Below are 12,517 nucleotides of genomic sequence, written 5' to 3' on the forward strand. Positions count from 1 at the left end.
CAAACTTAAAGAAGCGTCGTGGAAGAACTTTTTTACACTCTTTTCTCCCAGCTGCCAGGTACTGAATCAGGCATGCAGGTTGCACTCTATGCACTAAGCGCACTTCTCTCGCTGGTCGCATGCATTCTGTTGGCGCATCGTAACGACCTAGGTTGGTGGGCACAGATCCTCGCGGTCTTCGCCGGACCGCTAGTCATTGCCATGCAGTACGACATGCTGTTCTTGATCTATGCGATCCCTGCGCTGTTTGTCGGCGTCTTTGGTCTCTGGCGGTTCTCCCGTTATAGCTTCCAGGGTAAGTTCACGCGGCAGGTCACTCGTTCCCCGCTGGGTCTTTCGGCAATCATCACCACGGTGCTCGGCATAGCCGTGTTGACCGCGCTTCACCTAGGTGAAATGCTCACCACTGGTTTTGCTTTCACTGCCGGGACCGGAACCATCTGGGTTTCTTACATCACCGAGGCCGCGGTCTTGATGGCCTTCTTCTTGGTCGCTCAAGGCATCCGCTCCGGCTGGCTGCTGATGGCGCTGGCCTCGGCCGTTTACGTGGCAACCCTGTTCACTAACAACCCGGCCTTCGCGTTGTTGTTCGTCTGGGTATTCATGGTCATCGCCTCGCTCTACGCATGGTTCATGTGGCGCGTGCTGCCACGCCGTGATGCCACCGCGCAGCTAGCGGATCACCAGGCCGTCACCGAATAGGCTCTAATCCTCGGATACGCCAAAAGGCGGTGGCTACGGAAATAATTTCCGTAGCCACCGCCTTTTTGTTACCAACCGGGCTAGTACTAGTCCTGCCAGTTAGCGTAGGTGGTGTCTTCCTTCTCCACCAACGTCAGCACGTCGTAAGTTGCGACGATCTCATCGTTTTGATTATGCAAGATGGCATCCCAAGCGACCTCACCGTACGCGTCGGTGACGCGCGGGGTGATCTTCTTCGCGGTCAAGGTCACTCGTACCGAGTCTCCGGCGGCTACCGGCGTGATGAAGCGCAGGTTTTCCAACCCGTAGTTCGCCAGTACGGGTCCCGGAGCTGGCTCCACGAACAGTCCTGCTGCCCAAGAAACTAGCAGGTAGCCGTGAGCTACGGTTCCCGGGAAGAACGGGTTGGCTTCAGCAGCCTTTGGATTTACGTGTGCGTAGAACGTGTCACCGGTTTCGTTGGCGAATGCAGTGATCTCCTGTTGATTTACCTGACGTAGATCCGAGGCTAGACCGTCACCGATTTTCAGTTCGGCCAGTGACTTACGGAACGGGTGTACGTTACCTGGCTGAGCGCCAAATTTTTCGCTGCCCGCAAGCTGCTGAGCGGCACCGGTGTGCCAGACGCCGGTCAGTGCGGTGAGCATATTTGGTGAGCCCTGCACGGCGGTACGCTGCATGTGGTGCTTTACCGAGCGGATACCGCCCAGTTCCTCGCCGCCACCTGCACGGCCCGGACCACCATGAACCAGGTGTGGAACCGGTGAGCCGTGACCGGTGGTGCTGCCTGCGGTTTCACGGTTCAGAATGTGCACACGCCCGTGATGAGCGGCAATACCAAGGGTCAGGGTGCGCATGGCTGCTGGATCGTTAGTGCAGACCGTAGCAACCAGCGAGCCAGCTCCCATAGCTGCCAATTCAATGGCTTCATCCACCGAGTCGTAGCCAACGACCGAGCAGACCGGCCCAAAGGCTTCACACGAATGCAAGATCGGATTGCGTGAATCGGCCCAACGCAAGACCAACGGCGACATGAAGGCGCCGCCTGTGGCCAGTGCGTCACGCTCCGGTGCTACGCGAACTACTGGTGCGTCCAAATTACCGAAGCCTAGCTCGCCACCGGCATCAATCATGTCCTGTACCGCAGCACGCACATCGTGCATCTGCTCCACCGAGGCGAGTGCGCCCATGGTGACGCCCTCAACGCGCGGATCTCCGAGCACTACTCGCTCTTCGATACGTTTGCCAACGGCTGCAATCACCGCATCTACCTGTGCGGCAGGGACAATGTTGCGACGAATCGCAGTACATTTCTGTCCGGCCTTTGAGGTCATTTCTGTGACTACAACCTTGACGAAGGCGTCAAACTCTGCGGTGCCTTCTACCGCGTCTGGTCCCAGGATTGCGGCGTTCAGCGAGTCGGTTTCGGCGCTGAAACGTACACCTCCGTCAATCACATTCGGGTGTGACTTCAAGCGGCTGGCAGTAGCGGCCGAACCGGTGAAAGAGAACATGTCGCGGTAGTCCAGGTGATCCATCAGGTCTCGGGCAGAGCCGGAAATCAGCTGCAAGGATCCTTCAGGCAGGATGCCGGACTCGATGATCATGCGCACGGCAACTTCGGTCAGGTAGCCGGTGGGTGTTGCTGGTTTCACGATGGTTGGCACACCAGCGATGAAGGCCGGAGCAAACTTTTCAAGCATTCCCCAGACCGGGAAGTTGAACGCGTTAACCTGCACGACCACGCCTGAAATGGCGGTGTAAATATGTGAGCCGAGGAAGGAACCATCCTTGCTCAGTGGTTCAGCGGTACCGTCAATGATGACATTGCTGTTGGGAAGTTCGCGGCGGCCCTTTGAAGAGAAGGTGAAGAGCACACCGATGCCACCATCGATATCGACCATTGAGTCAATTTTCGTGGCGCCGGTCTTATAGGAGACCTCGTAGAGGTCTTTACGACGCTCGTTGAGGTACATGGCCAGCTCTTTGAGCTTCAAGGCACGCTCATGTAGCGAAAGGCTGGACAGTTCACGCTGTCCTACGCCACGGCCGTATGCCACGGCTGCCGCGATATCTAGTTTTCCACCGGTGACGATGGTGATGAGCTCACCGGTGTTGGCATCGAGAACCTCGGTGCCTCCGGCTGCTTCGGGGGTCTGCCATTGCCCGGCAATGAAACTTGGGACCACACCAATCTGGGATGTCGACATCGACACAATTCCTTCCTGAACGATCGGTCAGTATTACCATTAACAGTAACAGCACCGCGTGATCGAAGACACTCAGGAGACGAAACAATGACAAAAGAGTCAACAAACAACCCAGTACTAGAGCCATGGATCATCGAGCTTGGCTCACTAGATCAGAAGATGGGAGTTGAAATCCTCGAAGAATCCGTGCAGAAAGTTGTAGCGCGCATGCCGGTAGCGGGAAACACCCAGTCCTTCGGCCTGTTGCATGGTGGCGCTTCGCTGGCGGTCGGCGAAGCGGTAGGTTCATGGGCCGCTGTGAAGTATGCCTCAACCTTCGGCAAGGTAGTGGTCGGCGTGGACGTTAATGCCACCCATCACCGCTCGGCCACCGAAGGTTATATTTTTATTACCGCCACGCCGATTAAATTGGGTCGGCGCATGACAAGTCACGACGTGGTGATCACCGATGAGCAAGAACGTAGAATCTGCACTATGCGGATCACCAATCTAGTGATTGACAAGCCAAAGCACTAAGTCAACTTTAGCTCTTTGACCAGACTCCAAGTTCGTTGCCACTGGGGTCTGCAAAGTGCAATCGGCGTCCACCGGGAAACTCATAGGGCCCCTGCACAATGCGGCCGCCAGCTACGGAGATCGCCTGCTTGGTGACATCTAGATCCTTGGAGTACAGCAGGACCAGCGGTCCCCCGGCGGGCCGTGGCTGTTCGGCGAGCGCTAGTCCGCCAACTTCCTCGCCGTCGATGGTGGAAGAGAGAATTCCTGCGTAGTTGGGGCCATAATCTTTGAAGGACCAACCGAATGCTCGCGTATAAAAAGCCTTGGCCACTTCCATGTCAGTGACGGTCAGCTCGATGTAGTTGAACGCATGGTGTAGTAGATGAGTGCTCATGCCGCGAGCATACAACGCCCGTGAGTAACTGTCACGGCTTTGGTTGCCGGACCAAATTTTGTAGTTGATCTAGGTCTTCGCTTTGCATGCCGCAGGAGGATAAGAAATCTCTAGCGCTGCCCAACCACTGTAGGAACTCTTGTAGCCCCTGTGCCCGCTCGGCGATGTTGCGACGCAGCTCAGGTTCGTTTTGGTACGACTCATAGGGGTGTTTTCTAGGGGATACGCGGTGCCATTCATTGATGCCGCGTACCGCCAGCTCATCATGCGCCACGATGTCTTCGCGGCGGCCCGCTAGGTCCAGGAGCAGCGTTGCGATAAGTCCTGAACGGTCTCGTCCGGCGGAGCAATGAATGACCGTACCGTGTTCTGCTGTTTCGCTCAGCGCCTCGAAGACCGCGCGCAGCTGATCCCCAAATTCTTCACACACAAGCCGGTACATGTTGGTGTGGTTCATATACGGTACCGCAACCGAAGCAAAGCGCTCATTGTCCGAGGTTTCCAAGGGCAGCTCTAAAACCTGCACTCCTTCGACACCTTCATGGTCCAGCACCGGATCATGTTCACGGCGCTTGATTTCCCCGGGATTGCGCAGGTCAATGACGCGAGCTATTCCATCCCCGCGCATTTGTTGCCAGCCCAGGTCCGTGAGCCATTCATGACGTCCCATGCGGTAGAACGCCCCGGTAATCCAGCGCGCATTAACTGCGCCCTCCCAAAACATATCGTTTGGCAGTGGACGATATTCAGGAACAGATCTCATAGAACCCATTGCATCACAGAGAATCGGTACTGTAGAGTCCAAGTCATTGGTAAATGCCAATTAGTCTACGAGAAGGAGGGGTAACAATGAGTGCTTTGTCCCCAATCAAGCAAACACCCCTACTTTTCAAGGACTTAACGTGTCTTCATACTCCGCAGAGTTCGCCAATCTAGACGACTCACAATCCTACGTTCGCACACGGCGCTCACCGCGCGTTTGGAACGAATCCACCATCGATGATTTAGGCTCCGAGCAACGCTATTCCAGCTGGCCCTTTATCGAAAAACTTGCCCGTGGCCCGCAACCCTACCCAGCTTGGATCATTGAGGATGCGGCGGCCATTGATACCGAGCTAGGCGTTCTCAAAACCGGCAAGGAAGGCGATGTCTTCCTTGTTGAACGAGCCACCACTCAACGCAGCGTACTTCTTGCAGCTAAACGCTATCGACGCCGCGAGCAACTTCAATTTAGTCGCTCGCAGTCTTATACCGAAGGGCGTGCCGCACGGCGCTCGCGCGATAACCGCGCCGTCAGCAACAATTCTCTCTACGGGCGTGAAGTTGCCGCGCTGCAGTGGGCTAACGCCGAATGGTCATATTTACGCCGGTGCCATCAAGCAGGCATCCCGGTCCCCTACCCGGTACAAATCGACGGGACCGAAATCCTCATGGAATTCATCGAAGATCCGCTGAACCCCTCGGCCGCCGCACCACGGCTACAACAACTGGCCCGCCACGACCCAAGGCTGGCCACCCTATGGGATCAACTGGCAGAGACCATGGAGAAGTTTGTGACATTGGGACTAACCCATGGAGACTTCTCGGCCTATAACTTACTTGTCGCCGGCGAGCGCCTAGTAGTTATCGACGTGCCGCAGTGCGTTGATTTGGCAGGCAATCCGCAAGGCTTGGATTACCTCCATCGCGACTGCGTAAACATGTGCGAATGGTTTACCGCCAAAGGCCTGCCGAGAGACGCCGATTCACTGTTCACCTCGTTATTGGCGAGCATGTTCGCCTAATTTTGCCCGTTAACGCAGGATCCGCCCCATTGCTCGCCGAGCTTCGGGACGGATTTTGCGGCGCTCCAGCCGCCCAGCGTTAGGACTTAGCCCAGGTTGGAAGCACCGAACGCTTCCACGTGGCGTTGATGACGGCGGCGGCCGAACCGTACCAAGCTAGGAATGCGGTCAGCAGACCCAACCAACCACCAAGTGCATGAATTGCGTGGACTCCGCTGAAGGCGCCAATCGACAGGGCGAAGAAGGTCAAGGTGACCACAACGAACACTGAAATCAGCACGCCATTGGTGCGCAGCGATGCAATGGTCATGTACACGCTGAAGATTGCCCACGCCAACAAGAACGCGCCAAGACCTACAGAACCGGCAGCTTCGGCGACCGTTGGGTTGGTTTCCAACCACCAGAAGCCCAACCAGAAGGCTCCGTAGGAGGTAAAGGCCGTCGCGCCAAAGACATTGCCCTTGATAAATTCAATGATGCCGGCCAATATCTGGGCGATACCACCGTAGAACAATGCCAAGGTGAGAACCACGGAACCTGCTTCAGGTAGAATTCCCGCATTGGCAAGACTCAAAACGAAGGTAGTCAAAGCAAAAGCGCCAAGTCCCAACGCTGCCGGATCTGCCATGATGTCTTTCGCTGGACTTACGACAGGGATTGCTTCGGGAACCGGCGAGTTCGCTGGTCGTGTCAGTGTTGCAGTCATGCGTGGCACTCCGTTGTGTTGTCCTGATCATTACTCTTACCTCGACCCGTGACCCACGTCACGAACCCTTAGCCTGTATCCTAAAATGAGGGTGGTGCGGCTCACTACCACCTAAAGGAGGTAGTCGGTGATGACCGGAAATGCACACGAGATTGCACTACTTGAACGCACCTTGACCACCTTGGTGGCAAGGACGGGTTTCCCCGTAGCCTTTGGTGGATTCGCGAAGCCCTCCGGCACCGAGCTGACATCTTTCGCAGGCACTCGCACCGGCGCGCTGCGTGGTCTGGTGATTAAATCCGGGCAGGGTTTGGGTGGATTAGCACTGGCCAGACGTCAGCTGACAGCCACCGGTGCCTATCACGAGTCCGCAGAAATCATCCATAGCTATGACCGCGAAGTAGGTGGCGAAGGCATCCTGGCTTTGCTGGCGGTGCCCGTGGTTGTTGATGATCGTGTACGTGCGCTGATCTATGCCGGTGTACGTAATCGCACCGAGATGGAGCACAGCACGCTAAGTCTCGCAGCGAACGCTGCACGCAGATTGGCGTGGGAACTATCCGTGCATGAAGAAACCCAGCGACGCATGGCGGTACACGACAGCCAACGAGGCCCGCAGACCGCGGACACCGGTCCTACACAGTATGATTTGGCGGAGTTATATGCCGAGCTACGTGAGATCTCCAAGCTGGTCAGCGACCCAGAGCTGGCGACACGAATCGATGTGGCCAGTGCGCTCTTGCGTCCAGTTGCCGAGCAACCGGCCATTGCAGGGGGCACTGAGCTATCACCCAGAGAGCTTGACGTGGTCACGCACCTAGCTTTGGGCAAAAGAAATGCGCTGATCGCTACGCACTTGGGATTAGCCGAGAGTACCGTGAAGAGTTATCTGGCATCGGCCATGCGAAAGCTCGAGGCAACAAACCGTTTCGAAGTGGTTCTGATGGCCAGACGCCAAGGACTCATTCGCTAGAGTCGTGACCAACAGCCGAAGTGCTGCAGGCTATTTGAACTCAAACCCCTGTTTTTCACAGGCCTTCTTGAATGCCGCTTGATCACTGATCTGCGGCGAGCCTGACTCATCAGTTGAAACGGCCTGACGGATCTGCTCGGTGGTTGCCGCCGCACCATGTTCTGCGGCTTTCGTAAGATTTGTGCGGCCTTGTTCTCCGGTAGTAGCTATGGCACCACCGAAGTGGATACACGCGGAATTCCCATCCGGATCCTGTTGCCGAAAGTCAGCCAAAGAAGGTCCTCCACAGGCGGACAACGACAAACCTAGGACTAGCAGCAGCGGCAAAATTTTCTTCACCACACCATCATACGTATTGCGCGCCAAACTGAGACATCGATTCGAGCAGGCATAAGTATTTGGATTGATCTTGAGTTTAATGACGAAGAACCTGACGAGGAGGGATACACCACCTCGTCAGGCTCTTCTCCAAACTCTGTGTTACTGCTGCGACCAATCATAAAAACCCTGGCCGGACTTCCGTCCCAGTTTCCCTTCGGCCACCAGATCCCGCAAGATCTGTGGTGGCGCAAAACGATCCCCCAAGGTCTCATACAGGTATTCGGCGATACCTAGGCGTACATCTAGGCCTACAATGTCGGTGGTCTTCAATGGGCCAGTCGGGTGCTTGTAGCCAAGCACCATCGCGTTATCGATATCCTCGGCACTAGCCACGCCCTCTTCAACCATGCGCATTGCTTCTAAGGCGATAGCCACACCTAATCTAGAGGACGCGAAGCCTGGTGCATCATTGACCACCACTGCGGTTTTGCCCAGGGACTGAACCCAACCGCGCGCTGCCGTTTCCAGAGCCGCGTCGGTTTGTTTGCCGATAACAACCTCGATAAGTGTCGAGGCCGGTACCGGGTTGAAGAAGTGCAGACCAATGAAGTTTGCTGGGCGCTGCAGATTTTCGGCGAGTCCCGACACAGACAACGAAGAAGTATTCGACGCAAGAATGGCCTGTGGGCTAAGCACCGCTTCTACCGCTTGCAAGGAAGAAATCTTCAGATCCCAGATTTCGGGAACCGCTTCAACTACTAATCCGGCCGCCGCAAAATCGGCGTACTCGGTACTGGTAGCAAACCGTGCCAGCAATACCTCACGGGTCTCTGATACCCCGCCGCGAGCCAACGACTTATCTACCGACTGCGCGACGCGCTCATAAGCGGCCTGCGCCGAAGGCTGATCACGTTCAACCACCGTGACCTTGGCTCCGCTGATCAAGAACGCGTGGGCAATACCCGCGCCCATGCGCCCGCCACCGAGCACTCCAACGTGCTCTGGCAAATTATTTGGGATCACATCATTGCTCATGCGCTTACTTCTTCTTTCGGTCAAGGAAGGACTGCATCCGGTCAAATTTTGCTTGGGACTCAAAGAGCATGCCCTGCGCGAGTGTGTCAATGACCGGGTGAACTTCACGTGGGGAGTGGAAGACCGCCTTGGTAATCCGTACCGCCAAGGGATCTTGTGCACCGATCCGGTCGGCTAGTGCATCTACCGCACCGTCAAGCTGTGCTGCGTCGTGTAGTTCGGTAATTAGTCCCACTGCTAAGCATTCGCTACCGGTAAGTACCTTGCCTGCTAGCAGGATTTCTTTGGCCGCTGGCTCACCAACGAGTTCTTTCAACCGCCACGTTGCTCCGGCCGCAGCCATAATACCCAGGTTAGTTTCCGGGTTGCCCATGCGTAGTGCCTCGGTACCCAAACGGAAGTCTGCGGCGTAAGCCAGCTCGGCTCCCCCACCTAGTGCGTACCCATCGAGGGCGGCGATCACCGGCATGGGCAGCTTTGCGATGCGGTCAAAGATCGAGGAGTTGATCCCGGCCAGTGCATCATCGCGACGGCGTTCACGCAATTGCGCGATATCTGCACCAGAGGCAAAGATTCCCTTGGAACCTTTCGGCTTGTCCTCGGTTGGAGCTTGCCCTGGGGTTCCAGCCAAGATGAGAATCTTCGGAACGCGCTCCAGATAGCTACATACCGCGTGTAGCTCATCGACCATCTGCTGGTCGATGGCGTTGCGCACCTCTGGGCGGTGAAGTCGAACCCAGAGCCGGTCACTGCTTTCTGAAATCTTCAGGGTACTAAAGTCACTAGCATTCATGGTCATGGGTTAGACACCCTCGATCAGCAGTGCGGTTCCCTGGCCGACACCGACGCACATCGTGGCGACACCGAGCTTGCGCTGGGCACCGGTCAGTTCGCGTTCCATTCGGCCAAGCAAAGTGATCACAATACGCGAACCACTAGAGCCCAGCGGGTGACCCAGTGCAATCGCTCCACCATCACGGTTCACAATCTCAGGATTCACCCCAAGTTCGCTCATACTTGCCAAGGACTGTGAGGAGAAGGCCTCGTTGATTTCCATGGCGCCGATATCCCCGATGGACAGGCCGGCACGGTCAAGCACCTTGTTGGTGGAAGGAACCGGGCCCATACCCATGATTTCTTGGGCCAGGCCAGCTGCCTGTCCGTCAATAATGCGGGCGCGGGGCTTCAGGCCAAAACGTTCGATGGCACGTTCGGAGACAACGAGGATTGCCGAGGCGCCGTCGTTGAGTGTGGAGGCGTTTCCAGCGGTCACCACTGTTCCACCCTTGACCACTGGGCGCAGCGCGGAAAGTACGTCCATGCTGGTGCCGGGGCGTGGCCCTTCGTCGGTGTCCACCACAGTTTCACCCTTGCGGGTTTTGACGGTCACCGCAACGATTTCGTCCTTAAAGCGTCCGGCTTCGATGGCATTGATGGCCTTCGTGTGGGACTGCACGGCGAATTCGTCTGCCGCTTCACGGGAGATGTTGTAAACGCGGGCAACTTCCTCGGCGGTTTCCGGCATCGAGAAGGTGGCCTTACCGTCGCGGGATAATTCACCGGAGAGGAAACTTGGGTTGGTGAAGCGCCAGCCGATGGAAGTGTCGAATACCGCACCGGGCTTAGCGAACGCCTTGTCAGGCTTCTCCATAACCCAGGGGGCACGGGACATAGATTCCACACCGCCTGCCACAACGATGTCTGCGGCACCGGATTTGACCATGTGACTGGCCATCGTAATAGCACTCATGCCTGAGGCACAGAGTCGGTTCACGGTGATCCCTGGAACGCTGTCGGGGAATCCGGCAAGCAGCCAGCCCATGCGGGCCACGTTGCGATTTTCTTCGCCTGCACCATTGGCGTTGCCAAAGATCACTTCGTCAACCATGGCCGGATCAATGCCGGCATCTTCGATGAGCTGGCGGATGGTGAGGGCGGCCAGATCATCGGGCCGAACCCCGCTCAACGCTCCACCGTAACGACCAACCGGGGTGCGTTTTCCGCCCACCAAGAATGCTTCAGCCATGATTACTCCTTCGTACTCCGGGTTCAGTTCTGGCATCTCTTTCGCGCCAAACGTACCCGGAAAGCTATCCGTACTGGCGCAGTGACACCCACCACGCTAACTTACCGACCATTCGTTCACTAATAGAATCACAGAAATGTTCGCTCAGCGTCAAGAAAGCTACGTCGGTAATGGCCTAAATTGCTCACTTCAAAGCTTTTTCTGCTTCCTATAAATATCCACTGCGGGTAGATATCCATGTCAGGAGGTTGAATCTCGAATGACACTAACGTAATCTTTGGTAACTGACCGACTCTGGGGGAAATTCCAGATCGTGGACCGTCACCAAGGCCATGTTGTTCGGAAGGCTTTGGGCATCTGGTCGACGGAAAGCTGAAGAGTTACGGAGCACTCATGCCACCGGGAAACAGCAACCAAAACAGTAATCAATCTACCGATCATTTCACTCCTGATCTCAGTCACGATATCGGCCCCGATATGACCACCGCCGATGGACGAAGAGAAGTGCGTAAAGCCACCGCAGCCTCGGCCATGGGTAATATGACCGAATGGTTCGACTATGGCGTTTACGCCGTGGCGGTCACCTATATCACCGCACACTTCTTCCCCACCGAGGGTGGAACGCTCATGGCTCTGGCCACGTTTGCGCTTTCCTTCCTCGTTCGCCCGCTAGGCGGGCTAGTCTGGGGTCCACTGGGCGACAAGCTCGGACGTAAGAAGATCCTGGCACTGACAATCATCATGATGTCGCTGGCAACATTCCTCATCGGTGTGCTGCCAACGTATGCATCTATTGGCGTTGTCGCTCCGGTGCTACTGATCTTGCTTCGCATGGTCCAGGGTTTCTCCACCGGTGGCGAGTACGGTGGCGCAGCCACCTTTATGGCCGAGTATGCCCCGGATAAAAAGCGTGGCTTCTTTGGCTCATTCCTTGAATTTGGCACCTTGGGCGGTTTCGCCCTCGGTACCGCGGTGATGCTGTTCTTGCAGGTGATTCTCGGCGAGCAAGCGATGATGGACTTCGGCTGGCGTATTCCATTCTTCCTCGCACTTCCAATGGGCCTCATTGGCCTCTACCTACGTAGCAAACTCGAGGACACTCCGGTGTTCCAGGAGATGGAAGCAGCCGGAGAAACTCAAGAAGGTGGAACGCTCAAGCAGCTCATCGTTGACTACTGGCGCCCCATGCTGGTGATGAGTGGCTTGGTGATCGCGTTGAACGTCGTGAACTACACGTTGCTCAGCTACATGCCCACCTACCTGGAAACGCAGATCGGTTTGGCCCCAAGTGCTTCTCTGGCCACCATCCTCATCGGTGAGGTGGCGATGATGGCGGTGATCCCGTTTGCCGGTTCGCTCTCGGATAAGGTCGGCCGAAAACCCATGTGGTACACCTCGGTGATTGGGCTCTTTGTCTTCGCACTGCCAATGTTCTGGCTGATGGGCCAAAGCTTTTTGTGGGCGATTGTTGGCTTCGCCGTCCTCGGTTTGTTGTACATTCCGCAGTTGGCAACGATTACCGCGACCTTCCCAGCGATGTTCCCATCCCACGTACGTTTCGCCGGGTTCGCCATCACCTACAACGTGTCCACGGCGATCTTCGGTGGTACCGCGGCCATTGTGAACGAGGCGGCAATTGATGCTTCCGGGTTCCTGCTCTTCCCGGCGGTTTACATGATGATCGCCTGTGTGATCGGTTTCATCGCGATCCGTTTCATGCCGGAAACCGCTGGTGCTTCCTTGCGCGGCACCGACATTCCAGATGCTCTGGATACCGGTATTCTGGCCACCGTCTCGGCGGATGAAAAGACTACCGAGCAAAAGTAAGCAACACCGACACAAAATTAGGGGCTTGGTTTCCGCCATCG

General features: G+C 56.3%; 13 protein-coding genes. 5 read left to right on the plus strand and 8 right to left on the minus strand.

From position 1 onward, the window contains the following. Positions 1 to 18 precede the first annotated feature (18 nt). Positions 19 to 702 carry a nicotinamide mononucleotide transporter gene (locus IEX04_RS08835; RefSeq protein ID WP_096256993.1) on the plus strand — a complete coding sequence of 228 codons (684 nt, stop codon included), beginning with the start codon at positions 19 to 21 and terminating at the stop codon, positions 700 to 702. Positions 703 to 788: 86 nt separating this feature from the next. On the opposite strand, the gene paaZ is transcribed toward IEX04_RS08835, so the two are convergent. Next, complete coding sequence (gene paaZ, locus IEX04_RS08840) at positions 789 to 2,912, minus strand: phenylacetic acid degradation bifunctional protein PaaZ (protein WP_188685162.1); 2,124 nt, start codon at positions 2,910 to 2,912, stop codon at positions 789 to 791. Positions 2,913 to 2,999: 87 nt separating this feature from the next. Between paaZ and IEX04_RS08845 the strand changes: the two genes are divergently transcribed. Further along, complete coding sequence (locus IEX04_RS08845) at positions 3,000 to 3,428, plus strand: hotdog fold thioesterase (protein ID WP_096256995.1); 429 nt, start codon at positions 3,000 to 3,002, stop codon at positions 3,426 to 3,428. Positions 3,429 to 3,435: 7 nt separating this feature from the next. Here the strand turns inward: IEX04_RS08845 and IEX04_RS08850 are convergent, their stop codons facing one another. After that, positions 3,436 to 3,804: a VOC family protein gene (locus IEX04_RS08850; RefSeq protein ID WP_096256996.1), complete on the minus strand. Its 369-nt coding sequence runs from the start codon at positions 3,802 to 3,804 to the stop codon at positions 3,436 to 3,438. 31 nt (positions 3,805 to 3,835) lie between these two features. Continuing rightward, positions 3,836 to 4,567 (minus strand): tyrosine-protein phosphatase, encoded by a 732-nt coding sequence (locus tag IEX04_RS08855; protein WP_170947904.1) that lies wholly within the window; start codon positions 4,565 to 4,567, stop codon positions 3,836 to 3,838. Between the two features lie 139 nt (positions 4,568 to 4,706). Here IEX04_RS08855 and IEX04_RS08860 point away from each other — a divergent pair, with 139 nt between their 5' ends. Beyond that, on the plus strand, positions 4,707 to 5,588 hold the full coding sequence (locus IEX04_RS08860; RefSeq protein WP_096256998.1) for a serine protein kinase RIO: 882 nt from the start codon (positions 4,707 to 4,709) through the stop codon (positions 5,586 to 5,588). Positions 5,589 to 5,667: 79 nt separating this feature from the next. Here the strand turns inward: IEX04_RS08860 and IEX04_RS08865 are convergent, their stop codons facing one another. After that, positions 5,668 to 6,294: an acetate uptake transporter gene (locus IEX04_RS08865; protein ID WP_096256999.1), complete on the minus strand. Its 627-nt coding sequence runs from the start codon at positions 6,292 to 6,294 to the stop codon at positions 5,668 to 5,670. A 130-nt stretch (positions 6,295 to 6,424) separates the two neighbouring features. Here IEX04_RS08865 and IEX04_RS08870 point away from each other — a divergent pair, with 130 nt between their 5' ends. Then, positions 6,425 to 7,267 carry a helix-turn-helix transcriptional regulator gene (locus IEX04_RS08870; RefSeq protein ID WP_188685163.1) on the plus strand — a complete coding sequence of 281 codons (843 nt, stop codon included), beginning with the start codon at positions 6,425 to 6,427 and terminating at the stop codon, positions 7,265 to 7,267. A gap of 30 nt (positions 7,268 to 7,297) precedes the next feature. Here IEX04_RS08870 and IEX04_RS08875 read toward each other — a convergent pair whose 3' ends face one another. The 4 genes from IEX04_RS08875 to IEX04_RS08890 form a co-directional block, all read right to left on the minus strand. Beyond that, the gene (locus IEX04_RS08875) at positions 7,298 to 7,606 is read right to left on the minus strand and encodes a hypothetical protein (protein WP_194446442.1); all 309 of its coding nucleotides are present in this window, start codon (positions 7,604 to 7,606) and stop codon (positions 7,298 to 7,300) included. Positions 7,607 to 7,747: 141 nt separating this feature from the next. Next, entirely contained in the window at positions 7,748 to 8,623 is an 876-nt protein-coding gene (locus IEX04_RS08880) for a 3-hydroxyacyl-CoA dehydrogenase family protein (protein ID WP_188685168.1), read from the minus strand. A gap of 4 nt (positions 8,624 to 8,627) precedes the next feature. Then, on the minus strand, positions 8,628 to 9,422 hold the full coding sequence (locus tag IEX04_RS08885) for an enoyl-CoA hydratase/isomerase family protein (protein WP_188685170.1): 795 nt from the start codon (positions 9,420 to 9,422) through the stop codon (positions 8,628 to 8,630). A 3-nt stretch (positions 9,423 to 9,425) separates the two neighbouring features. Further along, positions 9,426 to 10,649: a thiolase family protein gene (locus tag IEX04_RS08890; protein ID WP_188685171.1), complete on the minus strand. Its 1,224-nt coding sequence runs from the start codon at positions 10,647 to 10,649 to the stop codon at positions 9,426 to 9,428. Between the two features lie 393 nt (positions 10,650 to 11,042). Here IEX04_RS08890 and IEX04_RS08895 point away from each other — a divergent pair, with 393 nt between their 5' ends. Further along, complete coding sequence (locus IEX04_RS08895) at positions 11,043 to 12,476, plus strand: MFS transporter (protein ID WP_096257003.1); 1,434 nt, start codon at positions 11,043 to 11,045, stop codon at positions 12,474 to 12,476. Positions 12,477 to 12,517: the final 41 nt, after the last annotated feature.

Source organism: Glutamicibacter ardleyensis (genome assembly GCF_014644555.1).
Taxonomy (GTDB): Bacteria; Actinomycetota; Actinomycetes; order Actinomycetales; family Micrococcaceae; genus Glutamicibacter; species Glutamicibacter bergerei.